Origin of the sequence: Fulvimarina fulva, from assembly GCF_039652615.1 — a bacterium.
Taxonomy (GTDB): domain Bacteria; phylum Pseudomonadota; class Alphaproteobacteria; order Rhizobiales; family Rhizobiaceae; genus Fulvimarina.
Window position 1 is genome coordinate 86,444 of sequence record NZ_JBDJAC010000012.1, and the last position, 25,824, is coordinate 112,267.

At 62.5% G+C, this 25,824-nt stretch carries 24 protein-coding genes; 10 read left to right on the forward strand and 14 right to left on the reverse strand.

The annotated features are described in order from the left end of the window. Positions 1-5 precede the first annotated feature (5 nt). A complete protein-coding gene (locus tag ABDX79_RS15825; RefSeq protein WP_346221272.1) occupies positions 6-491 on the forward strand; it encodes a MarR family winged helix-turn-helix transcriptional regulator in 486 nt (161 codons plus the stop codon). 302 nt (positions 492-793) lie between these two features. On the opposite strand, the gene ggt is transcribed toward ABDX79_RS15825, so the two are convergent. Next, the gene (ggt, locus tag ABDX79_RS15830; protein WP_346221273.1) at positions 794-2,575 is read right to left on the reverse strand and encodes a gamma-glutamyltransferase; all 1,782 of its coding nucleotides are present in this window, start codon (positions 2,573-2,575) and stop codon (positions 794-796) included. Between the two features lie 227 nt (positions 2,576-2,802). Here ggt and ABDX79_RS15835 point away from each other — a divergent pair, with 227 nt between their 5' ends. The 3 genes from ABDX79_RS15835 (at position 2,803) to ABDX79_RS15845 (ending at position 4,969) form a co-directional block, all read left to right on the forward strand. Next, on the forward strand, positions 2,803-3,339 hold the full coding sequence (locus tag ABDX79_RS15835) for an SRPBCC family protein (RefSeq protein ID WP_346221274.1): 537 nt from the start codon (positions 2,803-2,805) through the stop codon (positions 3,337-3,339). 71 nt (positions 3,340-3,410) lie between these two features. Beyond that, on the forward strand, positions 3,411-4,424 hold the full coding sequence (locus ABDX79_RS15840) for a glutaminyl-peptide cyclotransferase (protein WP_346221275.1): 1,014 nt from the start codon (positions 3,411-3,413) through the stop codon (positions 4,422-4,424). 182 nt (positions 4,425-4,606) lie between these two features. After that, complete coding sequence (locus ABDX79_RS15845; protein WP_346221309.1) at positions 4,607-4,969, forward strand: hypothetical protein; 363 nt, start codon at positions 4,607-4,609, stop codon at positions 4,967-4,969. Positions 4,970-5,069: 100 nt separating this feature from the next. On the opposite strand, the gene ABDX79_RS15850 is transcribed toward ABDX79_RS15845, so the two are convergent. The 4 genes from ABDX79_RS15850 to ABDX79_RS15865 are packed head-to-tail and all read right to left on the reverse strand — an operon-like array spanning position 5,070 to position 8,492. After that, positions 5,070-5,984 (reverse strand): ABC transporter substrate-binding protein, encoded by a 915-nt coding sequence (locus tag ABDX79_RS15850; protein ID WP_346221276.1) that lies wholly within the window; start codon positions 5,982-5,984, stop codon positions 5,070-5,072. Between the two features lie 32 nt (positions 5,985-6,016). Continuing rightward, positions 6,017-6,742: an ABC transporter permease gene (locus tag ABDX79_RS15855; protein WP_346221277.1), complete on the reverse strand. Its 726-nt coding sequence runs from the start codon at positions 6,740-6,742 to the stop codon at positions 6,017-6,019. Beyond that, entirely contained in the window at positions 6,739-7,383 is a 645-nt protein-coding gene (locus ABDX79_RS15860; protein WP_346221278.1) for an ABC transporter permease, read from the reverse strand. Before ABDX79_RS15860 ends, ABDX79_RS15855 begins: the two co-directional genes overlap by 4 nt. Further along, positions 7,380-8,492, reverse strand: coding sequence for an ABC transporter ATP-binding protein (locus ABDX79_RS15865; protein WP_346221279.1), 1,113 nt, complete (start codon positions 8,490-8,492; stop codon positions 7,380-7,382). Before ABDX79_RS15865 ends, ABDX79_RS15860 begins: the two co-directional genes overlap by 4 nt. 524 nt (positions 8,493-9,016) lie before the next feature. Here ABDX79_RS15865 and ABDX79_RS15870 point away from each other — a divergent pair. The 4 genes from ABDX79_RS15870 to ABDX79_RS15885 all read left to right on the forward strand — a co-directional run bounded on the left by ABDX79_RS15870 (position 9,017) and on the right by ABDX79_RS15885 (position 12,589). Then, positions 9,017-9,526, forward strand: coding sequence for a putative pterin-binding protein (locus ABDX79_RS15870; protein ID WP_346221280.1), 510 nt, complete (start codon positions 9,017-9,019; stop codon positions 9,524-9,526). Continuing rightward, the gene (locus tag ABDX79_RS15875; RefSeq protein ID WP_346221281.1) at positions 9,523-11,484 is read left to right on the forward strand and encodes a putative bifunctional diguanylate cyclase/phosphodiesterase; all 1,962 of its coding nucleotides are present in this window, start codon (positions 9,523-9,525) and stop codon (positions 11,482-11,484) included. The genes ABDX79_RS15870 and ABDX79_RS15875 overlap by 4 nt, the downstream gene beginning before the upstream one ends. A gap of 95 nt (positions 11,485-11,579) precedes the next feature. Beyond that, positions 11,580-12,188, forward strand: coding sequence for a LysE family translocator (locus tag ABDX79_RS15880; protein ID WP_346221282.1), 609 nt, complete (start codon positions 11,580-11,582; stop codon positions 12,186-12,188). A gap of 143 nt (positions 12,189-12,331) precedes the next feature. Next, entirely contained in the window at positions 12,332-12,589 is a 258-nt protein-coding gene (locus ABDX79_RS15885) for a hypothetical protein (RefSeq protein WP_346221283.1), read from the forward strand. A gap of 165 nt (positions 12,590-12,754) precedes the next feature. Here ABDX79_RS15885 and ABDX79_RS15890 read toward each other — a convergent pair whose 3' ends face one another. From ABDX79_RS15890 to mnmG, 4 genes are all read right to left on the reverse strand, one after another. Continuing rightward, entirely contained in the window at positions 12,755-13,738 is a 984-nt protein-coding gene (locus ABDX79_RS15890; RefSeq protein ID WP_346221284.1) for a ParB/RepB/Spo0J family partition protein, read from the reverse strand. Then, complete coding sequence (locus ABDX79_RS15895) at positions 13,735-14,520, reverse strand: ParA family protein (RefSeq protein ID WP_346221310.1); 786 nt, start codon at positions 14,518-14,520, stop codon at positions 13,735-13,737. Before ABDX79_RS15895 ends, ABDX79_RS15890 begins: the two co-directional genes overlap by 4 nt. A gap of 259 nt (positions 14,521-14,779) precedes the next feature. After that, positions 14,780-15,424: a 16S rRNA (guanine(527)-N(7))-methyltransferase RsmG gene (rsmG, locus tag ABDX79_RS15900; protein WP_346221285.1), complete on the reverse strand. Its 645-nt coding sequence runs from the start codon at positions 15,422-15,424 to the stop codon at positions 14,780-14,782. A gap of 91 nt (positions 15,425-15,515) precedes the next feature. Next, positions 15,516-17,411, reverse strand: coding sequence for a tRNA uridine-5-carboxymethylaminomethyl(34) synthesis enzyme MnmG (gene mnmG, locus ABDX79_RS15905; protein ID WP_346221286.1), 1,896 nt, complete (start codon positions 17,409-17,411; stop codon positions 15,516-15,518). Positions 17,412-17,650: 239 nt separating this feature from the next. On the opposite strand from mnmG, the gene ABDX79_RS15910 reads away from it, so the two are divergent. Then, the gene (locus ABDX79_RS15910; RefSeq protein WP_346221287.1) at positions 17,651-18,235 is read left to right on the forward strand and encodes a Uma2 family endonuclease; all 585 of its coding nucleotides are present in this window, start codon (positions 17,651-17,653) and stop codon (positions 18,233-18,235) included. Positions 18,236-18,334: 99 nt separating this feature from the next. Here ABDX79_RS15910 and typA read toward each other — a convergent pair whose 3' ends face one another. From typA to ABDX79_RS15925, 3 genes are all read right to left on the reverse strand, one after another. Further along, complete coding sequence (gene typA / locus ABDX79_RS15915; RefSeq protein WP_346221288.1) at positions 18,335-20,161, reverse strand: translational GTPase TypA; 1,827 nt, start codon at positions 20,159-20,161, stop codon at positions 18,335-18,337. Between the two features lie 241 nt (positions 20,162-20,402). Beyond that, positions 20,403-20,969 (reverse strand): hypothetical protein, encoded by a 567-nt coding sequence (locus ABDX79_RS15920; protein ID WP_346221289.1) that lies wholly within the window; start codon positions 20,967-20,969, stop codon positions 20,403-20,405. A gap of 418 nt (positions 20,970-21,387) precedes the next feature. Beyond that, positions 21,388-21,861 carry a hypothetical protein gene (locus ABDX79_RS15925; RefSeq protein ID WP_346221290.1) on the reverse strand — a complete coding sequence of 158 codons (474 nt, stop codon included), beginning with the start codon at positions 21,859-21,861 and terminating at the stop codon, positions 21,388-21,390. 334 nt (positions 21,862-22,195) lie between these two features. Here ABDX79_RS15925 and ureC point away from each other — a divergent pair, with 334 nt between their 5' ends. After that, on the forward strand, positions 22,196-23,908 hold the full coding sequence (gene ureC, locus ABDX79_RS15930) for an urease subunit alpha (protein ID WP_346221291.1): 1,713 nt from the start codon (positions 22,196-22,198) through the stop codon (positions 23,906-23,908). A gap of 68 nt (positions 23,909-23,976) precedes the next feature. Here ureC and ABDX79_RS15935 read toward each other — a convergent pair whose 3' ends face one another. Further along, positions 23,977-25,149, reverse strand: a complete 1,173-nt coding sequence (locus tag ABDX79_RS15935) for a GGDEF domain-containing protein (RefSeq protein WP_346221292.1) — start codon at positions 25,147-25,149, stop codon at positions 23,977-23,979. Positions 25,150-25,169: 20 nt separating this feature from the next. After that, entirely contained in the window at positions 25,170-25,682 is a 513-nt protein-coding gene (locus ABDX79_RS15940) for a putative pterin-binding protein (protein ID WP_346221293.1), read from the reverse strand. Between the last annotated feature and the right edge of the window lie 142 nt (positions 25,683-25,824).

Genomic DNA, 25,824 nt, shown 5'->3' on the forward strand with positions numbered 1-25,824 from the left:
GCGTGATGGATCTCTTTGTAAATCAGCGGATTAGTCTCGCATTGGTGGATGCGGCACGTCTGTTGCGCGAAGCGTTCGAACATGCTTTCAGCGATATGAAGATGACCTGGCCACAGATCCGGATCATGAGCCGGATCTATGCTCAGGAGGGCATTGCCCAGTCGGAGCTCGGTGCCCAGCTCGAATTCGATGCCATGACGATCTCGCGTCAGGTCGATCGCCTCGTCGACCTCGGTTTGATCGAACGGCGCACCGAAGCCCACGACCGCCGGCTGCGCAGTCTTTACCTCACGGCCCATTCGCGCTCGAAGCAGGAGGAAATCCTGGGTCTAGGCCAAAATGTCCTGCGACAGGCCCTCAAGGATTTCGACGAGGAGCAACAGAAACTGTTCCTGTCCATGCTGCTGAAGATGTCGGACAATCTCTGCGAGCCAGGCCCCTATAGTGCGCCCCAAAAGGCCCGAACACGCTACAGCGATGTGAGATCATGACGGCGGACCGTTCATGAGGTTTCGGACGCCATCTTGAGCAATCAAGATCATTGAGAGCGAACCGTCGATCTCGACCCATCGAATTTCTCACTGTTACGAAATCCGCTTGATCACTTCGTGATAGCGGATTTGAAGAACGCTCAACCGCCGCGCGGTTCTTCGAAGTGATGCTTTCGAGAAGCCTCGGTTTAAGCCGGCTTAGTTTCACCGGACGACCCAACCGCCGCCGAAGCTGCCGGCGGTAGGTCAAACAAGGCGAACGCTGGCTATCGGAACGTCGCGGGAGCTTGCGGCAGAAAGCCTCAGTCGCCGATCGCGACGCCCTCCCGCCGGGGATCTGCCCCGCCGACAAATCCCTCCGGCGTCATTTCGATGATGTGAAGGCCGGAATTGAGATCGCGCACGGTCACCTCGTAGCCGAGCTCAACGAGCGGAGCTGCAAGATCGGCTGCCTCGCTGTCCTCCTCCACATCATAAACGCCGAACCGGTTGACGAGATGGGGCAGGCTCGCCGCCCCTTGCGGATCGAGATCCCAGTCGATCAGGCCGATCAGCGCCTGCGCCACATAGCCGATGATGCGGCTGCCGCCGGGCGATCCGACGGCATAGACGGGCCGGCCCTCTCGCATGACAATGGTTGGCGCCATGGAGGAACGTGGCCGCTTGCCCGGCGCCACGGCATTGGCGATCGGCATCCCGTCCTCGTGGGTCTTGAAGGAGAAGTCGGTGAGCTCGTTGTTGAGCAGGAAGCCGCCGACCATCAAACGCGAGCCGAAGCCGTTCTCGATCGTGGTCGTCAGGGAGACGACGTTTCCGTCTTCGTCGGCGATCGAGATATGGCTCGTCGAGGGCAGTTCGATCGAGGCGTCGTCGCCCTGCAGCCGCGCATGATCCCAGGGCGGATTTCCGGGCTGGACGGCGCTCTCGCCCAGAATGCCCCCGTCCTCGATCAGCGCCGAGCGCTCGCTCAGATAGTCCTCGTCGATGAGGCCCTTCACGGGCACGGCCACATGATCGGTGTCGGCGATGTAACGGCCGCGATCGGCAAAGGCGAGCCGAGAGGCCTCGCCGATGACGCGCCAGCTCTCGGCGTTCATGAAGCCAAGACCGGCGAGATCGAAGGGCTCGACCAGTTTCAGGATCTGGCCGACGGTGAGCGCGCCGGAGGACGGCGGCCCCATGCCGCAGACCTCGTGCGCGCGATAGGTCACGCAGACCGGCTCGCGCTCGACGATCCGGTAGTTTTCGAGGTCGGAACGGGACAGAACACCGGGATTGCCCTTAGCGCCGCGAACCGTCTCGACGATCTTGTCGGCCAGCGGCCCGCGGTAAAAGGCATTCGGTCCCTCCTCCGCGATCAGTCGGAGCGTTGCCGCATAGGGCACGTTTGTCAGCCGCTCGCCTGCCTGAAGCGGCGTTCCATCGCCATGGAAGAAGTACCTGCGCGTTCCCGGATAGCGCGACAAACGCTCCTCGTCGTCGGCGATCGCTCCGACAAGTCGCGGGGAGACCTCGAAGCCTTCAAGGGCCAGCTCGATCGCCGGCTCGAGAACCGTGCGCCAGTCAAGTTTGCCATAGCGCTCGTGAACGCCCGCCATCAGCATCACCGTGCCGGGCGTTCCCACCGAGCGTCCGCCGACCACGGCATCGAAGAACTGGAGCGGATCACCCGCTTCATCGAGGAAAAGCGTCGGCGTCGCGAGCGCCGGGGCGGTCTCGCGGCCGTCGAAGGTCGTCAGCACGCCGTCCTCGCCATCGAAATAGACGAGAAATGCGCCGCCTCCGACACCCGATGACTGGGGTTCGACGAGCCCAAGAACGAACTGGGTCGCGACCATCGCATCGATGGCGTTGCCGCCGGCGCGCAGCATCTTGAGACCGGCCTCGGCGGCCAGCGGATTGGCGGCGACCACCATATGCTTGCCCGCCCGGACCGCCTCGCGTTTCCCGTCCGCCACGCTCGCGGAGGCCGTGCCCTGTTCGGGCTGCACCCGATCGCTCGACTGATCCTGCCCGAAGGCGGGCACGGTCCCGGCGATCAGAACGGCAAGGGCTGCCTGGCGAAGGCAGTTTGGAAGGCGCATGGCGGACCCTTTCGAGAACCGGCGGCAGGCCGGACGTCGGGAGGGTTCACCGTGAGGCCGACGGCGTCAAGGACGGAGTTGAGCGGATATCTTCCCGATCCCGTGAGGATTTGAACCCTTCGCCTTTTCTTCGCCGCCACTTTGCCGATATTGTCCGCCGCAGCATCGGCGCCGGGTCAAAAGGTGGAAATCTGGTCCCGCGCCGTCAGCCCAATGAGGAGGAATACGTGTCCAGACGTTTGTTGAGTATCGCGGCCGCCTGTGTGGTCATCCCGTCCATCGCCTTCGCCCATGGTCCCACGCGCCAGAAGACGAGCGAAAGCATCGAGATCAACGCCGCGCCCGAAAAGGTCTGGGCGGTTCTCGGCGATTTCACGGACATGTCCTGGGATCCGCTCGTGGAATCGGTCGAGGCGACCGATGGAAACAACAAGGGTTCGGTCCGGACGATCACCTACAAGTCCGGTGAGACGATGGAAGAAGAGCTGTCGCGCTACGACGCGGACCGCATGCGCTTCGGCACATTCGTCGGCCATACGAACATCAAGGTGATCCCGGCGACGAACTATTCGTCCAATGTGATGGTGAAACCGGGCGACAGCGACGGCACCTCGGAAGTCACCTGGAGCGCGGCCTTCTATCGCGGCTATCCGAACAATGATCCGCCGGCCGACCTCAACGACGAAGCCGCTGTCGAAGGCGTCAACGCGTATATCACCGAGGGTCTCGACGGCCTGAAAAAGACCGTCGAATCCGGATCGTGATCCGCAAGGCCATCGCGGCGCGAGCTCTCGAGCATGATGCCGAAAAGTTGCAGGACTTTTCGGATCACATCATGCGGAAAAACAAAGTCTCGGAGCGAAATGTCGATTCCGTCTTGTCGCATTTCGCTCTCGGGATCCTGACGCTCGCTGCCGCGATCGCGGTGACTGGGCCTGCTCTTTCAGGAGAGCGGGCCTTCGTCACCAATCAGGACGGTGAGACCGTCTCGATCGTCGATCTGGATACCATGGCGGTGACAGGCTCTGTCGAGATGCCGGGCAAGCCGGCGGGCATCGCGATTTCCGATCGCTTCGCCTATGTCTCGCGTCCCGAGGCGAAGGCGGTCGGCGTCATCGATCTCAAAACGGGCAAGGCCCTGCCGGAGATCGATGTCGGCGGCGGGCCGCTCGGCATCGCGGTCCATCCTACCGGCAGCCCGGTCTATGTTGCCGACTGGTTTTCCCATTCCCTGCTCGTCGTCGATCCTGAAACGAGGACAGTGACGGGGAAATTCGAGACCGGTGAATCGCCCTCAGGCGTCGCGGTTTCGGCGGACGGCACCACGGTCGTCACCGCCGACCGGGATTCCAATCAGGTCTCCTTCATCGAGACCGCGACCGGAGAGGCCAAGGCCCGCGTGAGCGTCGGCGAACGGCCCTTCGGCGTCACGATCTCGCCCGATCAGGCCCGTGTCTATGCGGTGAATGTCGGCAGCGACGACGTCACGGTGATCGACATGGCCACCCACGAGACCCTCGCGACGGTGCCCGTCGGCTCCCACCCTTACGCGGCGGCCGAAGCCAACGAACGCGTCTTCGTCACGGATCAATATGGCGGAACGCTCTCGGTCTTCGACGCGAAAACCTTCGAGCCGATCGACGAGATCGTCATCGGCGAATATCCCGAGGGCATCGAGGCGAGCGCCGACGGCCGCTTCGTCTATGTCGCCAACTGGTTCGACAACACCCTTGCCAGGGTCGACACCGAAACGCTCGACGTGACCGCCACCATCGACGTCGGCAGCGGTCCGCGCGCCTTCGGAAACTTCATCGCCGGCAAGCCGCATGAAAAGGGAACGGACAAATGACATCATCGACCAGACGGGCCTCCTTGCGGGCAGCCCTCGCTCTTGCGGGCGCATCCGCGCTGATCCTCGCCCCGACCGCCTCCGGCTTTGCGCAAGGGGCGACCAGCGTCCAGCCGGGGGCAACGAACCCTCAGCCCAACTCGCAGCCCAACACTCGGCCGGGGGCCCAGCAGCAACCGGGCATGGCGACGGCCCCGCGTTCGACCGTCGTCGGGTCCGGCGGCCCGGCGAGCCCCGTCCTGCCGGGTCAAACGCCAAGCGCCTCGACCGCCGACTACCCGACGGTCGTCTCCGCCGATTACGTCTTCGGCTGCATGGCGACGAACGGCCAGACCCGCACGGCGCTCGAACAGTGCTCCTGTTCCTTCGACGTCGTCGCCTCGCTGATTTCCTACAAGGACTATGTCGATGCCTCGACCTTCCTCTCCATGGGACAGGTCACCGGCGAAAAGGGCGTTCTCTTCAAGTCGAGCGCCCAGGCAAAAGAATCCGTCGGCAATCTGAGACGGGCTCAGGCGGAAGCCGAGATCCGCTGCTTCGAGTAGCGCGCGGCGTCAGCAAATCAGACCATTCGAACGACAAAGGCCGGCCATTCTCCCGAATGGCCGGCCTTTGATTTGACGTGTCGCTTATGTTGCGTCGAGATCAGTTCATGCCGTTCTCGGACAGCCAGTCTTCGGCCACCGCATCATATCCCTCGTGGTTGGCGAGGCGGCCGTTCATGACCACCAGATCCTCCGTGGTGAGCTTTTCGGAGACCTCGTCGAGTACCGACTGGATCTCGTCCGTCAGCTTGCTCTCATTGATGACCGGAACGATGTTCTGGGCCGAGAAGAGATTCCTGTTGTCCTCGAGCGCCACGAAATCGTTCTCGGCGATCGCCGGATCGGTGGAGAAGAGGTTCGCCGCCTGAACCTGGCCGTTGGCGAGAGCCGAGACGGTCAGCGGGCCCCCGACATCCAGCGGCTTCATGGACTGAAAATCGATGCCGTAGACCTCCTGAAGGCCGGCGAGTCCCTCATGACGGGTCCGCCATTCCGGCGGCGCTCCGACGACCATCTCACCGGCGACAGGCTTGAGATCCTCGATGGTCGTGAGATTGTATTCGTTCGCCGTCGCCCGCGTCACGGAGAGCGTGTCGCTGTTCTGGGCGTCCGACGGCGTCAGCATGGTGATGCCGTCGGGAAGCGCCTTGCCGAGGGCTTCCGTCACCTCCGCAGGCGCATGGGCCGAGGAGTCCTTGTCGAAATAGCTGAGAAGCGCGCCGGCATATTCCGGCAGAAGGTCGATCGAGCCATCGAGCAGGGCCGGGATGTAGACCTCGCGGCTGCCGATATTGAGGCGCGTCTGCACCTCCAGGCCATCGGCCTGAAGGGCCTTGGCATAGATCGTCGCCAGAAGTTGGCTCTCGGGGAAATCGGCCGAGCCGACGATCACCGTCTGGCTGCCCGACGAGCCCTCGGACGGGGGCGCGGCAAGGGGGTTGTTGTCCTGCGCGAAGGCGGGCAGGACCGTGAAGAGCGAAAGCGCGAAGACCGCGCTGCGAGTGATGGACGACATGGGCACAAAAGCTCCGGTTCTGGTTCTGGTGTTCAGGTGCGAAAGGGATTGAGGCGGCGCCCCCAGCGGATGATGCCGCGAGGCTCTTGGCGTGTCAGGCCGCGCGATACCGAAAGAGTGGCGACGAGCTCGATGAAAAGATCGACGAAAAGCGCCAGAAGACCGACGAGGATCGCGCCGGCGGCCATCTGACTGTAATCGTTCTGGGCTCGCCCGTCGATGATCAGCCGGCCGAGGCCGCCGAGGGAAACATAGGCGGCGATCGTTGCCGTCGAGATCACCTGCAGGGTCGCGCTACGCAGCCCCGAGAAGATCAGCGGCAGGGCGCAAGGCAGTTCCACCCGCATCAGCACCTGCATCGGCGTGTAGCCCATGCCCTTCGCCGCATCGACCGCCGCCTTGTTGGCATTGGCGATGCCCGAATAGGTTCCCGTCATGATCGGCGGCACCGCCAGAAGCACCAGCACGATGAGGCTCGGCACGACGAAGGCGAGATCGGAGGCGAAGACCGGCGCGAACAGGATGACGAGAAGAACGATGAGCCCGAGGCTCGGCAGCGCCCTCAACACGTTCGCAGCCCCCGCGATGACGAGCTCGCCGCGCCCGGTATGGCCCACGAAAAGCCCGACCGGCATGGCGATGATCGCCGCCGCGAGCATGGCGGCGAGCGTATAGAGGATATGTTCGAAGACGAGCGTCGGGACACCGTATGGGCCGGACCAGTTGGCCGGATCGAGAAGCCAGTTGAAGAGGATCACGAGGGCCGCCGCTCCCAGGGTGTCAGGCGACGCGAGGTATAGAGCACCATTGCGTCGAGGGTTGCCGCCAGGAAGACGCTGAGGACGATCCCGGCGATGATCGGCGTCAGGAACTGCAGCTGCAGGCCTTGCGTGAAGAGAGAGCCGAGCTGGCGCGTGCCGACAAGGGCCGAAACCGAGACGATGGAGATGTTGGAGACAAGGGCAACGCGAAGGCCACCGGAGATCACCGGGATCGCAAGCGGCAGCTCCACCGTGAGAAGACGGCGCAGGGGCCGATAGCCCATGGCGTTTGCCGCCTGCAATGTTTCACGTGAAACGGCATCCAGTCCATCGCTCACGGTCCTGACCAGAAGCGCCAGCACATAGATCGTCAACGCGACGATGACGTTGATCGGGTCAAGGATCCGGGTTCCGAGAAACCAGGGCAGAAGCACGAACAAAGCGAGCGAAGGAATGGTGAAGAGAAGGCCCACCAGATTGAGAATCGGACCCTTCCAGCGGCCGCTGCGTTGAACGGCCCAGCCGATGGGCAGGGCGAGGGCGAGTCCGATCGCCACCGGCACGACCGAAAGCCAGAGATGGCGCAGGAACAGATCGAAGATCATGTCGTGCTCGCGCAGGAGCCAGTCGAGATTCATGCGCTCGCCCTCGAAAGCGTCGTCACGCTCCCCTGCCCCAGATGGGACACGAGATCGGACAGGGCGATCGTGCCCCGAAGGGAGCCGGTCTCCTCGACGACCACGCCGCGCCCCGAGGGCGAACTCAGCGCCGCGTCGAGAAGATGGCGCATGGTGCCGCCGGCCGTTGCGAGCGTTGCCGAGAGGTTGAGATCGCCGTCCCGGATCGGCGCCCGAAGCTCCTTTGGACGAACCCAGCCGATCGGCCGATCGTCATCGTCGGTGACGAGCAGCCAGTCGTCGAGAGCGATCGCCGCCGCCTCGTCCGGCGCCATGCCAAGCGAGCCGACAGGCTCGCGTGCCAGGGAAAGATCCTCGCCCATCGCCGCGAAATCGAGCCGGCGATAGCCCCGGTCGCGTCCGACGAAATCGGCGACGAAGCCATCGGCCGGTCGCGAGAGCAATTCCTGCGGCGAGGCAACCTGGGCAAGCCTGCCGCCCTCGCGCAGCACCGCCACCTGATCGCCGAGCTTCAGCGCCTCGTCGATATCATGGGTGACCATGATGATCGTCTTGCCCATCTCGCGCTGCAGGCGCAGGAACTCGTCCTGCAGCTGGGCGCGGACGATGGGATCGACGGCACTGAACGGCTCGTCCATCAGCATGAATTTCGGGTCCGCGGCGAGCGCCCGCGCAACGCCGACGCGCTGCTGCTGCCCACCGGAAAGCTGCCAGGGGAAACGGTCGGCGAGATCGACGGAGAGCCCGACCTTTTCGAGTAGGTCCATCGCCTGCTTGCGGGCGTCACCGCGCGATATGCCGGCAAGACGCGCCGTCGCCGCGACATTCTGGGCGACTGTGCGATGGGGAAACAGGCCGGCATGCTGGATCACATAGCCGATCCGCCGGCGCAGCCGCGAGACGTTCATGGCGTTGGTTGGTTCACCATCGAGCGTGATCTGGCCGGATGTTGGCTTGATCAGACGGTTGACCATCCGCAGCGTGGTCGTCTTGCCGCAGCCTGACGGGCCGACGAGAACGGTGAGCTTGCCGGTGGGCGCGACGAGATCGAGATCGGCGACGGCGGCTTTGCCGTCATAGAGCTTCGTCACGCCTTCGAATGCAATCATCGCTACCGTCTCTGTGCCGTTCACATGGGCGTTTGCACAAAACCGTGACCATCTGCACCTGATAAAGGGACAAGGGCCGATCACTGCGGGGGGCGCAAGCGAGGACTTCTCGCCGGCCTATCCGCGGAATGATATGGCCGCTCGCGAAGTTTTCCACCGTACAAAGGGATTTTGGGCCATCCTGTCGCAGCCTTGAAAACACTCTCAGCTGAACACGCCGAACCCTATCGAATGCCAGCGCGTCGTCGCCGGACAGCCGGAGACGGGTCATTGAGACGGCCATCCTTTGAGTGCTTGGGGTCTTCGCAACCGCACGCGTCAACAATGTGGGGAGAAAAGCGATGGAAACGCGCTTGATGAAAACCCCAAATCGCGTGACGATAACCATCTCATCTGCAAAGCGGCCTTATCGATTGCGACGAAAGTGATTTTACGTTCCGTAAAGCTTCGTTGGAAAAACGATCTTAATACTCTCCAATCAAAACTGCGCGAGTAGAAGCAACTCTTTCGCAGGAACAGTCATCATGGCCCTTATCACGCGACGCGGTGCTATCATGGCTCTTGTCTCAACCGCCGCCTGCACCGCATTCCCGCTGCTCAATCAGGCGCACGCACAGATGCAGACCTTTGATCTGCCCTCACTGAAGGTCCGCAAGGGCGGCGCCATCGTGAGCGAACGCACGCAGCAGGAACTTGCGGCGCTTCCCCAAAAAAGCATCCTCACCAAAACACCGTGGCACGGTGAGCCCACCCGTTTTACCGGGCCTACGATCGACGATCTTCTGGGAGACGATGTCGATCCGTCGGACGACCTCTATCTGACGGCGGTGAACGACTATTTGGCGACGGGTACGGTCTCGTTTTTTCGCGACAGCGGCGCAGTCTTCGCGATCAAGGAGAACGACGCCTTTCTGTCCATCGACAACAAGGGTCCGGTCTTCATCGTCTTCCCGTTCTCCGAGCATCCCGAGATGAATAACCAGATGCACTATTCGCGCTGCGTCTGGCAGCTCGTGGAAATCGAGGCCGCATGAACGCGAACGGCTTCGCCCGCAGAATAACACGGGACAAGTTCCTTGGCCTGATCTTCCTGACCGCGCTGATCATCACGGTCCAAGCGATCGCGAACTATATTCTGGTGCGGCGCTACCAAGGCGAAATCATGAAGGCGGGGAGCTATGACGCCACCTTCGACTTCACGCGTGGCGAAGTCGAGATCCTTCAGCTTCGCGACCTGATTGCAGAGCACAAGGGACCGGACATTCTGTCGTCTCCCGCCATTCAGACACAGCTCGGCGTGCTGAAAACAAGGCTGAAGACGCTGCCGTCCGAGATTGGCTCCAAACCTTTCCCGTTGGCAAAGGCCACGATCGACAAACTGGATACGACCCTTGCCCAATTCACGCAAAGCGCGGTCGAACTCAGCGAGGCGGAGACAAAGGCTTGGTGGGAGACATTCAATCGCCATGCACGTGAGCATGGCCGCATCGCCATGCTCGCGAATGTTCTCCAGGGTGACGTCATCGAGGAACGTCGTCAGAGTCTTGCCCGCCTGATGTCCTACGTCAGCATGTTCACCTTTGGCCTCGCGGCGCTGGGTGTCGCGCTGACCGTGGTCCTGCTTCTTCAGAAGCGGCGCCTTGCGCGCCAGGCCTTGACGGACGACCTGACCGGGCTTGCCAATCGCGCAGCGCTCAAGGCCATGATTCCGGCTGTCGAGAAAGCCCAGGAAGTCGCCTTCGCGGCGATCGATATCGACCGCTTCAAGGAGATCAACGATCTGAATGGCCATGCGGCAGGCGACGAGGTGCTGCGCTCTCTGAGCGCCCTCCTCACCTCAGCGATCGGCAAGAAAGACTACGCCCTGCGCCTTGGCGGCGACGAATTCGCGATTCTCGCTTCGGGCGCCTCCGCCCAGTCGCGTCTCGTCGGCCTCTGTCACATGATCGAGCGCCAGTTCCGGCAGCACTGCGCCTATCACCCGGAAACCGAACGATCGTCCCTTTCGATCGGCATTGCCGCATCATCGAGCGTAAAGGCACACGACATCGAAGCGGTCATGTCGAATGCCGATGTCGCGCTGTATGAAGCCAAGCGAACCGGGCGCGGCAAGGTGGTCGTCGCATCCGACACCCTTCTGCGCCAATCCGGCGACCGCAAATGCCTGTTGCGCGACCTCGGTTCCGCCATTGATGGCGGTCAGATGTTCCTCGTCTATCAACCGATCGTCGATTTATCGACCGGCCGCGTCCAGAGCTTCGAAAGCCTCCTTCGGTGGGACCATCCCGATCTGGGCCCGGTGTCACCCGACGTCTTCATTCCCCTGGCCGAGGAAGAAGGGGAGATTCTGCGCATCGGCAGATTCGTGCTGGAGCAGGCCATCGCGGAGACGGCGCGTTGGCCGGAGGCGATCAGCGTCAGCGTCAATGTCTCGGCAATGCAGCTCTATGATCCGCTTCTCGTCGAGACCGTTCGCGGTCTTCTTCAGCAATATGGTATCGATCCAGCGCGTTTGACGCTGGAAATCACCGAGAGCGTCCTCGTGCGCGGCGATCATTCCCAGGAGATCGTCAAAGCCTTTCAGGCGATGGGCGTTGCGATCTCACTCGACGATTTCGGCACGGGATATGCTTCGATGAGCTATCTGCGCGATCATACCTTCGACAAGATCAAAATCGACAAATCCTTCGTCTCGGCCCTGGCGAGCCCCTGCAACGCCCAGGCGATCGTTCGGGCCATTTGCAGCCTCGGAACGGATATCGGCTCCGACATCGTTGCCGAGGGCATCGAGACCGACGAGCATCTGGCGCTCGCGATAAGTGCCGGTTGCACCCATGGTCAGGGCTATCTCTTCGCCAAGCCGATGCGCCAAGCCGACGTGGAGACATTCCTCGCAACGGCGCAGTTTAATCTGGCCATGCGAGACCCAAATTGCCCGACACAATCCAGAGGCAAAGGCGCGAGAGGCTCGCGTGTCGCCCATGCGGCGTGAGACCGGCCGACCTCTTCGAAACCAACGGATTGGGCATGAGGCCGGTATCCGAGACCGGGCCGTAAATCCGGGTGGCCAGGCAGGCTATCGCCAGCTTGTCTCTGGACATGACCGATCTCGCCCTTCCACTTCTGATCTTCCTCGCACCACTGGCCTATAGTCCCGGGCCGGGCAATCTGTTCTTCTCCGCGAACGGGGCCCGGTTCGGCTTCGCGGCCACCCTCCCCGCCAATCTCGGCTACCATGTCGCGACCCTTATCGTGACGCTCGCCATCGGGCTCGGCTTTGGCCAGATGGCTGGTATGGCGCCTAGCCTCTTCCAGTTCATCCGCTATGCGGGCAGCGCTTATGTTATCTGGCTCGCCTTCGGCCTGTGGAAAGCAGGTGCGGCATCTGGAGAGAGCGGCGAGGCACAACCGGCAAATGCCCTCGATGGTGCCATCCTCCTCATCCTCAATCCGAAGGCCTATGTCATCATCGGGCTGATGTTCTCCCAGTTCCTTACGCCGGGATCGGGCGATACCGCGCGCATTCTTGCGATCAGCATCCTCTTTACCCTCAACAACTGCGCGGCCTTTTCGCTCTATGCCGCCCTTTCCGACCGGCTGGCCGCGCGCTGGCGCAATCCGCGCCGTGCCCGCCGGCTCAATCGGGTCTTCGCACTCCTCTTGGCGGGTGTCTCCATCTGGATGCTGGTCGCCTGAAGCGATCAAACGGATTTCATTCCAGCGGCTTCACTCGCAATCCGTGTTAGATGGGTTTGATTGCGAACACTCTTTGCGATTGTCTAAGTCCAGATGCGTCTTTAGGTTGAGTTCTCATCAGACGCATCGAAAGCACCATCCCCATGCCGATATCCGACGCACCCCGCAAAGCCCGTCTCCTGCGGGTTGCCCTCGCCGCGCTCACACTGATGTCGAGCGCCGCACCAGCCCTCGCTGCGCGATGCACCGACTATTCGACCTGTCGGCAAGCCGTGGAAAACTGGTGTGCAGGCCGGCACCGGGGGGCCGATCGAGATAATGACGGCATTCCGTGCGAGAATCTCTGCTCGTCGCGCGAGCAGGTGATCGAGATCATGCGCTCGATCGGCTGCTACCGCTGATATCGTCCGTCATTCGAACGCATCGCTTTCGAGTGTCGATCTCGAGCCGCAGCAGCGTTCGGAGCGCTCGACCGAATAGAGGGCATGGGGTTCGTTAAGCCATCGCGCCGACTGGCCTCACGCGACACGACAAACCAAACAACCGGCCTTGCGGTAAGCGGGGGACTATTCGGCCAGCCCCAACCGCTCCAGGATCGCGTCCAGCTCCTCCTGTGACCGATAGTCGATCTTCAGGCTCCCCTTGGACCGCTTGCCCTTCAACGTGACATTCATCGAAAGATGATCGGCAAGACGCTGCTCGATATCCGCCATTTCCGCCGACGTCGTCCGATTTCGGGCGGAGGGCGCATCCGCGCCCTCGCCGAGATCGTTGACCGGTTCGCCGGAATTGGCATGCGAGGTTTCCCGGGCGATCGCCTCGGCCTCGCGGACGCTGAGACCATCCTTGACGATGAGCCGCGCCACCGTCTCCGGATCGTCCGAGCCGATCAGCGTGCGCGCGGCGCCCGCCGACAGCTCGCCGTCCACCACCATCTTGCGAACCGCATCGGGCAGGTTCAGCAGGCGCAGCATGTTGGCCACATGACTGCGGCTCTTGGCCAGCGCCTCGGCGAGATCGGCCTGGGTATAGCCGTGCTCGTCGATCAGCCGCTCATAGGCCAGCGCTTCCTCGATTGCATTGAGATCGGTGCGCTGGACGTTCTCGATGAGAGCGATCTCGATTGACTGGCGATCGTCGATATCGCGCACGACAACAGGAATATTTTCCAGACCCGCTGCCTTCGCCGCCCGGAAGCGGCGCTCGCCGGCGACGATCTCGTAGGTATCCGGCTGGTCCGGGTTCGGGCGCACCAGAAGCGGCTGCACGATGCCGTGCTTCTTCACCGACTGGGCGAGATCGGCGATATCCTCTTCGCTGAAGGTGCGGCGAGGATTGTTGGGATTGGCAAAGACCGCGTCCACCGGCACCTGCCGGTCAGGACTCACCGCCTCTTCACGCTCGCGGCGGCTCGGCTGGAAACCGCTATGGGTCTCCCCGCCACCGATAAGAGCAGCAAGTCCCCGGCCGAGGCGCTGGCGTGATCGATCTTCGCTCATTCCTGTCGTTCCGTCGTCTTTGCGGACAGCCTGCTGGGGTGCCTTCGTCATGCCGCCGCAAGCCTCTTTTCACGTTGGATGACCTCGGAAGCCAGCGCGATATAGGCTTGGCTGCCAGGACATTTCATATCGTAGAGAATGGCCGGCTTGCCGAAGGACGGCGCCTCCGAAACGCGCACATTGCGCGGAATCACGGTCTGGTAGACGCTCTCGCCCATATAGGCGCGCACATCCCGCACCACCTGCGCCGCCAGATTGTTGCGCCCGTCGAACATGGTCAGCACGATGCCGTGGAGATCGAGGGCCGGGTTGAGGCCGTCACGGACCTCTTCCACCGTCTGAAGAAGCTGGCTGAGGCCCTCCAGCGCGAAGAATTCGCATTGCAGCGGCACCAGAACGGAATCGGCGGCGGCCATCGCATTGATGGTCAGAAGGTTGAGGGATGGCGGGCAATCCATCAGCACGAAGTCGAACCGGTCGCTTTGCTTTTCATGCTGGCGCAGCGCGTCACGCAGCCGGTAGGCCCGCCGGTCGGCGCTGGAGATTTCCATTTCGAGGCCAAGAAGATCGAGCGTCGAGGGGATGATCGAGAGTTCGGGCACGACGGTCGGGATCGCGGCCTCTTCGATCGAGGCCCGCTGCGTGAGAACGTCGTAGGAGGAGACCTCGCGATCGTCCTTCTCGACGCCGAGCCCGGTCGAGGCATTGCCCTGGGGATCGAGATCGACGAGCAGCACCCGCTTGCCGATGGCGGCGAGCGCCGTCGCCAGATTGATGGCCGTGGTGGTCTTGCCCACTCCGCCCTTCTGATTGGCTATCGTGATGACGCGCATGGCGTTTTCATCGTCCTCATCGGTCCAGACCAAGGATTGAATTCCTGGCCGCAAGCTGGCTGGACAAGCGCGGCGTCCTCGGTCTCATTCGCAAGGTGGCTCTACAACATCGGATTCGATGATGCCATGCCGCCATTCGTTTTACCGGTCTTCAATCAAAAACCATAGCCGCCATCAAACTGCGACAAAATCCCGGACGCAGCGTCATCCACCGTTTATCGCCCGGATTCCCCTTCGCCTTTGAGGAAAGAGACACTGGTCAAAGCGCCCGGATCTCACTCAGTTCGAGGATGACGGACCCCTCGGCGAGGGACGAGCCATGGATCTTGAGGTTGAAAGACCAACGCTCACGTGCCGCCGCGATCTCCGACTCATGGCTCGCGCCCTTGGCAAAAAAGCAGCGCGTCTGCGGTTCGATATGGGGCGAGACGAGCCCGCAGAGCTTGTCGAGCGCTGCAAGTGCCCGTGCCGTGACCACCTCGGAGCGCTTCAGCGCCTGTCCCGAAGCCTCAATCCGCCGCGCATGGACATGGGTGTTGAGGCCGAGATCATCGGCGACCGCACGAAGGAAACTCGCCTTCTTGCCCACGCTTTCCACCAGATGCACCTTCGCATCCGGCCGCATGATTGCAACCACGATGCCCGGCAGACCGCCGCCGGAGCCGAGATCGCAGCCCGTCTCGAACGGCGGAAGCAATGCATCGAGCTGCAGCGAATCAGCGATATGCCGCTCCCAGACATGTCCGAGCGTGGACGGCGCGACGAGGTTCATCCGCGTCTGCCACTCAGTCAGCATGGCGACATAGCGATCGAGTTTTTGAAGTGTTTCACGTGAAACATCTAAGCGTTCGCAGAACCCCGCGCGATCCTCTGCCTGCAGGCGCGCAAGCTCTTCCGGTTCCATACCGAGAGATTTGGGCGCGCGTGGTGAGGACGTGGCAGCCGGTTGAGTGCGCGTCGAAGGCGATCGGCTCTCGCTGGTTCTGCGCGAATGATCAGGCCGCATGCTTGACTTCGCTCCGGCGGATCGCAACCAGAATGAGAGCGAGCGCCGCCGGCGTCATGCCGTCGATCCGCTCGGCTTCCGCAAGCGTCTGCGGACGCCGAGCCGCAAGCTTCTGGCGCAGCTCATTGGAGAGGCCCGGAAGACGGTCGAGATCGAGATCGGCGGGGATCATCCGGTTCTCGTCGCGGCGCAGCCGATCCTGATCCTTTTTCTGGCGTTCCAGATAGACATCATAGGCAGCCTCGATCGCGGTGCGGGCGCGGGTGTTGCCCGCGATCTCAGAAAGCTCCGGCCAGATCGCCGAAAGCCGGCCCAGATCGATGTCAGCCTGCGACAACAGCTGCCAGGCCGAACGGCGGCGCCCATCCTTGTTGAGGGAGAGACCGTGCCGTGCAGCTTCGTTCGGCGTCAGCGTCCGCTCCTCCAGAAGCGCGCGTGCCTTTGCCAGATCCTCCTCGCTTCTCAGGAAGCGCTCCGTCCGCTCCGCCCCTGCGATACCCAGTTCGATCGCGAGCGGCGTCAGACGGCGATCGGCATTATCGGCACGAAGGGAGAGGCGGAATTCGGCGCGCGATGTGAACATGCGATAGGGCTCGGTGACGCCCGTCCGGGTCAGGTCGTCCACCATGACGCCGAGATAGGCGTCGGCCCGGCCGACCGCGACAGGCGTGGCTTTCCCGGCAAAGCACGCAGCGTTTAAGCCGGCTAACAAGCCCTGGGCGCCGGCTTCTTCATAGCCCGTCGTGCCGTTGATCTGGCCTGCGAGATAAAGCCCCCTCGCCTTTCGCACGGCAAGATGCCGGTCGAGTTCGCGCGGGTCGACGTGATCATACTCGATCGCATAGCCGGCCTTCAAAATCTCCACCTTTTCGAGGCCCGGAATCGAGCGCAGGAAGGCGAGCTGAACCGTTTCGGGCAAAGAGGTCGACAGCCCGTTCGGATAGACGGTGTGGTCGTCGAGCCCTTCCGGTTCCAGAAACACCTGATGGCCGTCGCGATCGCCGAACTTGACGATCTTGTCCTCGATGGATGGACAGTAGCGTGGACCGACCCCCTCGATCTGCCCGGAATAAAGGGCAGACTGACCGATATTGTCGCGAATGACGCGATGGGTCTCGGGCGTCGTGCGCGTCACGCCGCATGCGATCTGCCGGTTGGTGATCCGGTCCGTCAGATAGGAAAAGGGTACCGGCTCATCGTCCGCTGCCTGGCTTTCTATGCTCGCCCAATCGATCGTGCGCCCGTCAAGCCGCGCGGGGGTGCCCGTCTTGAGCCGGCCCAGCGAGAGACCGAGGCGCTTCAGCGTTCCTGAAAGACCGACGGAAGGGTCCTCTCCCATTCGGCCTGCGGGTATCCGCTGCATGCCGATATGGATGAGGCCGGAGAGAAACGTGCCCGTCGTCAGCACCACGGAGCCGCAGGCCAAGCGTCGCCCATCGGCGAAGATCACGCCCTGAACACTGCCATCCGGATCGAGGTCCAGGTCGAAGACATCACCCTCCACGACCGAAAGATTGTCATGACCAGCGATCTTCGCCTGCATGGCCCCGGCATAGAGTTTGCGGTCGGCCTGGGTTCGCGGCCCGTGCACAGCGGGTCCCTTGGACCGGTTGAGCATGCGGAACTGAATCCCGGCCGCATCCGCGACCTCCCCCATCAGTCCCCCAAGCGCATCGATCTCGCGCACGAGATGGCCCTTGCCGATCCCGCCGATCGCCGGATTGCAGCTCATGGCGCCGATCGTATCGAAGCGGTGAGTGACGAGAACCGTATCCGCGCCAAACCGCGCGGCAGCGCTCGCAGCCTCGCAGCCGGCATGGCCGCCGCCGATAACGACGACGTCTGCGCATTCGGGAAAGCCGTGATGGGCGTGCGGATTGGTCATGTCACTGTCCCGTCGGCGCTTCCCGTCCGCCTTCTGACGATTGAGGAGCGCCGTTGTTCATGGTCTCGAATTCATCTGCGGCGATCGGCTGCAGCCGATAGTCTACGCATAGGATCTCACGAAACGGCGGGAAACAGCATCGTTTCGGCGTTCGTCTCGCGCATTCAATTTCGCCTTGCCACCCTCTATAGTGATGCTCGACTATGGCGGCAACGGGATGGCCGCCCATGGAGCGAGCGATGAGTAGCCTTCGAGATTTCGAGCCCTGGACGAAAGAGCAGTTCTTTGCCTGGCAGCAGGGACAGAGCGAACGCTATGAACTCGTCGGCGGCTTCCCGCTCAAGATGATGACGGGAGTTTCCCGTCGTCATGACCGAATGGTCGTCAAGATCATAGTCGCACTGGAGCGACGCCTCTCCGGCTCGCCATGCGAGACCTTTACGGCAGACGGTTCCGTCGAAACGCTTCCCAATCAGGTCAGGAGACCGGATGTCGGCATCGATTGCGGTCCGACCGGTCCGGAAGACTTCAAGGCGAAATCGCCAACCGTCGTCTTCGAGGTGTTGTCGCCGACGACGCGGGACTTCGATCGCATCCGCAAGCTCGAAAAGTACAAGCACGTTCCGACGATGCGACATATCGTGATCGTCGAGCCGAAATTCGTCGGCGTCATCCATGTCTCTCGCACGTCAGAAGACGAAGCATGGCAGACGGAGATCACGAACGAGATGGATCGGGTGCTGGCGCTGACCGGAGCGGGGATCGAGCTGCCGCTTTCGGAAATCTATGCCGGCGCGGAACTTTCGGACCCGCCGAAACCCTGATGGGCCATTCCTTCTGAAATATAATGTTTCACGTGAAACGCGCGAGCGAGGGCAGGATGCTCTTAAGCACCCTGCCCTCTTGTCTCTTGCGAAATCCGATCAGGCCGCCTTGCGGGCCTTTTCGAAGCGCTTGCGTTCGTGGGGGTCGAGATAGAGTTTGCGAAGACGGATGTTCTTCGGCGTCACCTCGACCAGCTCGTCGTCCTGGATCCAGGAAAGAGCCCGGTCCAGCGTCATGCGGATCGGCGGGGTCAGCTTCACGGCCTCGTCCTTGCCGGACGCACGCATATTGGTGAGCTTCTTGCCCTTCAGAACGTTCACTTCCAGATCGTTCTCGCGGGTATGGATGCCGATGATCATGCCGGCATAGACCTTGACGCCCGCATCGATCACCATCGGACCGCGATCCTCAAGATTGAACATCGCGTAGGCGACGCTCTCACCGTCTTCCGAGGAGATCAGAACGCCGTTGTTGCGGCCCGCGAGCTCGCCCTTGAAAGGCTGATAGGAGTGGAACAGGCGGTTCATGATCGCCGTGCCGCGCGTATCGGTGAGAAGTTCCGACTGATAGCCGATCAGGCCACGCGTCGGGGCGTGGAAGACCAGCCGCTGACGATCGCCACCCGAGGGGCGGAGCTCGATCATCTCGGCTTTGCGCTCGCTCATCTTCTGCACGACGACGCCGGAATGCTCCTCGTCGACGTCGATGACGACCTCTTCGATGGGCTCCAGCATCTGGCCGTTCTCGCCCTCTTTCATGACGACGCGCGGGCGCGAGATGCCGAGTTCAAAGCCTTCACGGCGCATGGTCTCGATCAGGACGGCCAGCTGAAGCTCGCCGCGTCCGGACACGTAGAACGAATCCTTGTCCGCCGCCTCGGTAATCTCCAGCGCCACATTGCCTTCGGCCTCCTTCAGGAGACGATCGCGGATGACGCGGCTCGTCACCTTGTCGCCTTCGGTTCCGGCCAGCGGGGAGTCGTTGACGATGAAGCTCATCGTCACCGTCGGCGGATCGATCGGCTGGGCTTCCAGCGGCTCGGTAACGGACGGGTCGCAGAAGGTATCCGCGACGGTGCCCTTGGAGAGGCCCGCGATCGCGACGATGTCACCGGACTGGGCCGATTCCAGCGGCACGCGATCGAGCCCACGAAAGGCCAGGATCTTCGAGATGCGGCCGGTCTCGATCTGCGAGCCGTCCCGCGAGAGAACCTTGACCGCTTGGTTCGGTTTGATCGAACCGGACTGGATGCGGCCCGTGATCAGACGACCGAGGAAGGGGTTGGCTTCGAGGATCGTGCCGATCATCTTGAACGGCTCGTTGACGTTCGCCGTGTCCGGCTCCGGAACGTGGTCGAGGATGAGATCGAAGAGCGGCGTCAGACCCTGATCCTGCGGTCCGTCCGGCTCAGAAGCCAGCCAGCCGCCGCGACCAGACCCATAGAGAACCGGGAAATCGAGCTGTTCTTCGCTCGCATCGAGCGCAACGAACAGATCGAAGATCTCGTCGAGAACTTCCTTGTGGCGCTCGTCCGAGCGGTCGATCTTGTTGATCGCGACGATCGGCTTCAAACCGACCTTCAAGGCCTTGCCGAGCACGAACTTGGTCTGCGGCATCGGGCCCTCGGCGGCATCGACGAGGATCACCGCGCCATCCACCATGTTGAGAATACGCTCGACCTCGCCGCCGAAATCGGCGTGGCCCGGCGTGTCGACGATGTTGATCCGGGTGTCCTTCCACTCCACCGAGGTCGCCTTGGCGAGGATCGTGATGCCACGCTCCTTTTCCAGATCGTTGGAGTCCATGGCGCGCTCTTCGGTGCGCTGGTTCTCGCGGAAGGTGCCCGACTGGGCGAGGAGCTTGTCCACGAGGGTCGTCTTGCCATGGTCGACGTGCGCGATGATCGCGATATTGCGGAGCTTCATGATGTCACCGGATCAGGTACGAATAAGATATCAACGAACGAAAAGGCCGGGCTGCGAGAATGTCGCCCCGACCGGAGTGCCGCTCGATTGTTGTTTGAACGCGTCTATACAGCATATTTCGCATCTGCGAAAGGCGTCATGGCCCCTGTCACGAAAGGGTCACGATCGCGTTCGCTTGCGAGATCACGCAAAGCCCGTTCGAAAGACGGTTCGTCGCTTCGCGATCGCGGAGTTTTTGGAGTCAGTCCCCGCTGGCCTTCGGGGTTGCGCTCGGCGCATTGCGCAGGCCAGCGCGGATGGCCGAGAGATCGATACCAACGGGCGGCGAAGAAATCCGATACTGCGCCGCATTCCCGGCGCCTGGCGTATAGGACTGCCCACTCCCGCCTGAAGAGGCCAACGAGTTCTCCTCACCGCCGAAACCGGTCACGTCGGAGGTGCCGATATTGCCGGAACGGGCAAAGTCGCCTGAATTGACCGAGTTGATCGTGGACGATCCTTCCGTCGCTTGCTCCGTGGTGTTGCTTCCGATCGCGGACTCCGAGCCGATACCGGAGGAGCCTGAAGAGCCGATATTGGGCTCCGGCATGGAGTCGAGACCGCCGGCTGCGCCGCTGTTCTCAAGCGAGCTGCCGCCTATACCGGACGAGAACGACCCGGAGGTCGTCCCTGTGCCTGTGCCGAAGGAACCGGTGGTCGAACCAGCTCCCGACGACGGATTGCCGAGCGTCTGCGCGCCCGCAGGCAGTGCAGCGAGCGATCCCGCGATTGCGAGGGCAATGAGGGATATGCTGGAAACGGAACGCATGGCTTGAAATCCACCGATCGATTGGCGTCGTCGACCAATGTGCGGGTTTTCACCCGGAAATCAAGCAAAGTCAGTCCTTTCCAGCGCTTTCCCGGCCCTTGCACAGGTCACGACACGGTGCTCGCCTCAACGTGCCGCCGCCCCTCGGAGCATGGTCTCAATCGGCGCTTCGTCATCGCTGGCTTCGTTCCGAAAGCCAGAGCGTCATTACAAATATCTGAAATAAATGGATTTTTTGGCTTTTGGAAGAACCGCGGACAGGGCCGCTCAGAGAGGATAAACGCCTTCGTTCAAAAGGCTTCGTGATCGAGCGGGCAACATTAACCTGACTTGCCGAAATCGAGCAAAGTGCCGTGCGCCGTATTCTTCCGGCTTCAGGTGGGGCGCGTGGGACGATCGACCGGATTGCGGAGCGCCTTCACCGCCGGATGATCGCCCGGCCGCCGCGCGCCGGATGGCCCTTCGGCTGCGGCGCGACCGGACGGCGCCCCATGCTCTGTCCGCGCGTCACGCTGCTGCGGCCGATCGCGGTGGCCCCCTCACGGGCAAATCTTCCCGCCGAAATGCCATTGAGATCGGAGCGGCCTTCGACCGCCTGTCTCGCGGCCGAATTGCCGGCTTCGGGCTGGATCACCTTCGGCCGCAGATAGCTGTCGTTGAAGGGCTTGCCGAACTGGCGTTCGGCATTCGTGTCTCCGAAGATGCGCGCGCCTTCTATTCCAGGCGATTGCGTCGGCGCGCCGACGATCCGCGCGCCGGCCATCGAGGTCCCCGGCAAGGTGCCGGCAGGGCCCGGTCCATAAGGCTGGGCAAGGCTTTCACCGGAAAAAAGTCCGACGGCCAAAATGGCGCCGGAACAGATGGCAAGTTGGGAGAACAGGCGAGCAAACATGGGTGACGACATCGATTTTTGAAAATGGTGTCAGATGCTTAGCATAACCGCGTTCGTCTTCGGCGCAACGCAATTCGAGCATGAGGCCTCAGGCCGGGCGCGCCGCAGCGCTCCAAACACAGGCACGGCTGCCTTGTCTTTAGGCAACCGCTTTGAAACCACACCCTTTCCTCGCCACGCCGATTGGCGCTAACCTTTCGCATCAAGGGCCTTTGCGGGCCGACAAAGTTCAACCCCTCCGCCGCTTCGGGCGGTACTCGCCGGCTCGACGGAGCGCCTCAGGCAAGCGCCTTGGGATCGGCGAGCGTCCCATACTCTCGACGAGGTGCATGCCATGCCCGCCAAAATCTCCCGCTCGTCCTATGCCGCAATGTTCGGCCCCACCACCGGCGACAAGGTGCGGCTCGCCGATACGGAGCTCTTCATCGAGGTGGAAAAGGACCTCACCACCTATGGCGAGGAGGTGAAGTTCGGTGGCGGCAAGGTGATCAGAGACGGCATGGGCCAGTCCCAGCATTCGCGGGCGGACGGCGCGGTCGATACGGTCGTCACCAATGCGCTTATCCTCGACCATACGGGCATCTACAAGGCCGATATCGGGCTCAAGGACGGGCGGATCGTCAAGATCGGCAAGGCCGGCAACCCGGACACCCAGCCGAATGTGGACATCGTCATCGGCCCCGGCACGGAGGCGATCGCGGCGGAAGGCAAGATCGTCACCGCCGGCGGCTTCGACAGCCACATCCACTTCATCTGTCCCCAGCAGATCGAGGAAGCGCTGTTTTCCGGCGTCACCACCATGCTCGGCGGCGGCACGGGCCCGGCTCATGGCACGCTCGCGACCACCTGCACGCCGGGGCCGTGGCACCTTGGGCGGATGCTGCAGGCGGTCGACGGGTTTCCAATGAATATCGGTTTCTCCGGCAAGGGCAACGCCTCGCTTCCCGCTCCACTTGAAGAAATGATCAAGGGCGGCGCCTGCGCGCTGAAGCTGCACGAGGACTGGGGCACGACGCCGGCGGCGATCGACAATTGCCTTTCCGTCGCCGACGATTACGACATTCAGGTGCTGATCCATACCGATACGCTCAACGAGTCCGGCTTCGTCGAGAACACGGTGGACGCTTTCAAGGGCCGCACGATCCACGCCTTCCACACGGAGGGCGCAGGAGGCGGCCATGCGCCGGACATCATCAAGGTCTGCGGCCTTTCCAATGTCCTCCCCTCCTCCACCAATCCGACGCGGCCCTACACGGTGAACACGCTCGAAGAGCATCTCGACATGCTCATGGTGTGCCACCACCTCGACGCCTCGATCCCCGAGGACATCGCCTTTGCCGAAAGCCGGATCCGCAAGGAAACGATCGCCGCCGAAGACATCCTGCACGACATGGGTGCCTTCTCGATCATCGCATCCGACAGCCAGGCCATGGGCCGCGTCGGCGAGGTGATCATCCGCACATGGCAGACGGCCGACAAGATGAAGCGCCAGCGGGGACGCCTTCCCGACGAAACGGGTGACAACGATAATCTGCGCGCGCGCCGTTATGTGGCGAAATACACGATCAATCCGGCGATCGCGCAGGGCATGTCGAAGGAAATCGGCTCGATCGAGGTCGGCAAACGGGCCGATCTCGTGCTGTGGGACCCGGCCTTCTTCGGTGTCAAACCGATGATGGTGCTGATCGGCGGCATGATTGCGGCCGCCCCCATGGGCGATCCCAACGCCTCCATACCGACGCCCCAGCCGGTGCATTACCGCCCGATGTTCGGCGCCTTCGGCAAGGCAGTCGGCGCAACCGGCGCGACCTTCGTCTCACGGGCCGCACTCGATGCGGGCCTGCGTGAACAGCTCGGCTGCGACAAGACGTTCCTTGCCGTCGAAAACACGCGCGGCGGCATCTCCAAGGCCTCCATGGTGCTGAACGACATGACGCCGGAAGTCGAGGTCAATCCGGAAACCTACGAGGTGCGCGCCAATGGCGAACTCCTCACCTGCGAGCCGGCGAAGGAACTCGCCATGGCCCAGCGCTACTTCCTGTTCTGATCGGGGGCGCGGGCCGCGCGAGGCAAGACGAGGAGACGGAGCCCGCCCGTTTTCCCTTTAAAAAAGGCTCAGGCGCTCATCATCGGCGTCGGCGTCGGCGACCCGTTTGAAGCCTCGTCCGCCACGACGATATCGCCCGGAACGATGCGCAGCGGACCGCGCCGCGCCCGGTCGCCTCGCGCCTGCCGTCGGCTTCCACCCACCTCTTTGGCCTTGTACATCGCAGCATCGGCCTCTTGCATGAGCGGGCGCAGGTCGTCGCCGGTCCGCGCAAGGCCTTGCACAAGGCCGATGCTGAGATCCACTTCGGTGAATCCAAGGAGGCGCGCCTCCTTGCGGAAGGTTTCGGTAATTGCCGAGCAGCGCTCTGCCGCCGCCTGCGCCCCGGCTCCGACGAAGAGCACGACGAACTCGTCGCCGCCTATCCGGGCCGGCAGAGCGCCCTCGCCCGCATGGCGTTTCAGAATATCGGCGATCAGCTGCAAAAGCTCGTCGCCCGCCGCATGGCCGAACTCGTCGTTGATCGACTTGAAATGGTCGACGTCGACGATCGCGAGCGAAAGGTTCGTGGCCCGCCCGCCGGGCGAGACCCAGCCCTGAATGGCGGCCCGGTTGGCAAGGCCGGTCAACGGGTCCGTGACGGCGAGCCGACCAAGATGTCGTCGCTGCTTGAAGACGATGACGAGAAGCAGGAAGCCCATCGCGCAAAGAACGAACAGGTTGACGCTGAGCCAGACCATCGTGCTCGCAAGCACGTCCCGCTCATAGCTCGCGAGCTCCGTCTGCCGCGAATTGGCGATGGCGCCGAGCCGCGTGAATTCCCGGACCCGGTCATCGAGATGGTCGAGAACCGCACGCGCCCGATCCGGCTGAGAAAGAAGCGGCAGGAGCGGCTTGATCCGCTCGAGCGACGTCCTGAGGCTTTCGCGCGCTTCCACCGCCTCGGGTATATCCCGGGAACCCAGCCGCGGTGGTATCGTCTCGACCCGGCCTTCGAGAACCGCCAGTTGCAGGCTCGCCTTCGTCAGGTTGGTGCGGTCGCCGATGATATCCCGAATGGCGCCCTGGAGCCGCATGATTTCGAGCTGCGTGCGCGCATAGGAATATTGAAGATTGTAATTCGAGATTTCGATGATCTTCTGCTGGTTCAGCTGAAGGCGGATGCTGGTGGCAACGGCAAACCCCGCGCAGACGATCGTCGCGACGAGCAGCGTTCCGGTCAGGCGGTCAAACCGGCCCAAAGTCTTCGACAGACCTCGGATCATGACAGTTCGATACGTGTTATTTGCCAGATGCACTGGCCGAAGCGAAACTGGTCCTTCACATCGGGCCGATCATCGAAGGGAAACATCAGGAAGGCAGGGCCCTTACGCGACACGGGCAGAAGTTCGCCGTCCTGACGAAGGGCGAGGATCGCTCCATCGGCAACGAGCTGTTCGATATCGGCGGCGACCACAAAACCGTCCAGGGCCTCAATCTCGATCCTCTTCGCCTCGCCTTTCGGGTCCACGCTGCGCACAAGATCGGCGATTGACGGGCCTTCGACATGTGCCGTCTCGCCGTTCCAGGGCAGGGCGGTGGTGAAGCCCGTGAGCTCGAAGCCGGCAAGATCGTCACGACTGAAGGTTTCACGAGACCCGTCGAGCTCCACGATGTCGATGATGGGCGCGGACGGATCGTCGAAGGGCTGCTCGGCGTTTGCGCGGGCCTGCTCCCCGGCTATGGGGAGCGCGAGCAATCCGAGGAGAACCGTGCGCCTGTGAACAATACTCATTTTAAAAAGCCCGACAAATATACGTTCCGAAGAACCTGCCGAAACGTCACTAAATTTCGGTAAATTCCGATCCGAGATCTTGGTCTTCTCCCCTCGAAACGACGGCCGAATGCCGCTTCACACTTGAATTGGTCGCCATTCC

Excerpts from the sequence above, each read along its gene's own strand:
- ABDX79_RS15825 (WP_346221272.1), top strand. The coding sequence starts at position 6 with ATGGATCTCTTTGTAAATCAGCGGATTAGTCTCGCATTGGTGGATGCG.
- ggt (WP_346221273.1), bottom strand. The coding sequence starts at position 2,575 with ATGCGCCTTCCAAACTGCCTTCGCCAGGCAGCCCTTGCCGTTCTGATC.
- ABDX79_RS15840 (WP_346221275.1), top strand. The coding sequence starts at position 3,411 with ATGCGGAAAAACAAAGTCTCGGAGCGAAATGTCGATTCCGTCTTGTCG.
- ABDX79_RS15845 (WP_346221309.1), top strand. The coding sequence starts at position 4,607 with ATGGCGACGGCCCCGCGTTCGACCGTCGTCGGGTCCGGCGGCCCGGCG.
- ABDX79_RS15850 (WP_346221276.1), bottom strand. The coding sequence starts at position 5,984 with ATGTCGTCCATCACTCGCAGCGCGGTCTTCGCGCTTTCGCTCTTCACG.
- ABDX79_RS15860 (WP_346221278.1), bottom strand. The coding sequence starts at position 7,383 with ATGAATCTCGACTGGCTCCTGCGCGAGCACGACATGATCTTCGATCTG.
- ABDX79_RS15865 (WP_346221279.1), bottom strand. The coding sequence starts at position 8,492 with ATGATTGCATTCGAAGGCGTGACGAAGCTCTATGACGGCAAAGCCGCC.
- ABDX79_RS15870 (WP_346221280.1), top strand. The coding sequence starts at position 9,017 with ATGGCCCTTATCACGCGACGCGGTGCTATCATGGCTCTTGTCTCAACC.
- ABDX79_RS15875 (WP_346221281.1), top strand. The coding sequence starts at position 9,523 with ATGAACGCGAACGGCTTCGCCCGCAGAATAACACGGGACAAGTTCCTT.
- ABDX79_RS15885 (WP_346221283.1), top strand. The coding sequence starts at position 12,332 with ATGCCGATATCCGACGCACCCCGCAAAGCCCGTCTCCTGCGGGTTGCC.
- ABDX79_RS15890 (WP_346221284.1), bottom strand. The coding sequence starts at position 13,738 with ATGACGAAGGCACCCCAGCAGGCTGTCCGCAAAGACGACGGAACGACA.
- ABDX79_RS15895 (WP_346221310.1), bottom strand. The coding sequence starts at position 14,520 with ATGCGCGTCATCACGATAGCCAATCAGAAGGGCGGAGTGGGCAAGACC.
- rsmG (WP_346221285.1), bottom strand. The coding sequence starts at position 15,424 with ATGGAACCGGAAGAGCTTGCGCGCCTGCAGGCAGAGGATCGCGCGGGG.
- mnmG (WP_346221286.1), bottom strand. The coding sequence starts at position 17,411 with ATGACCAATCCGCACGCCCATCACGGCTTTCCCGAATGCGCAGACGTC.
- ABDX79_RS15910 (WP_346221287.1), top strand. The coding sequence starts at position 17,651 with ATGAGTAGCCTTCGAGATTTCGAGCCCTGGACGAAAGAGCAGTTCTTT.
- typA (WP_346221288.1), bottom strand. The coding sequence starts at position 20,161 with ATGAAGCTCCGCAATATCGCGATCATCGCGCACGTCGACCATGGCAAG.
- ABDX79_RS15920 (WP_346221289.1), bottom strand. The coding sequence starts at position 20,969 with ATGCGTTCCGTTTCCAGCATATCCCTCATTGCCCTCGCAATCGCGGGA.
- ABDX79_RS15925 (WP_346221290.1), bottom strand. The coding sequence starts at position 21,861 with ATGTTTGCTCGCCTGTTCTCCCAACTTGCCATCTGTTCCGGCGCCATT.
- ureC (WP_346221291.1), top strand. The coding sequence starts at position 22,196 with ATGCCCGCCAAAATCTCCCGCTCGTCCTATGCCGCAATGTTCGGCCCC.
- ABDX79_RS15940 (WP_346221293.1), bottom strand. The coding sequence starts at position 25,682 with ATGAGTATTGTTCACAGGCGCACGGTTCTCCTCGGATTGCTCGCGCTC.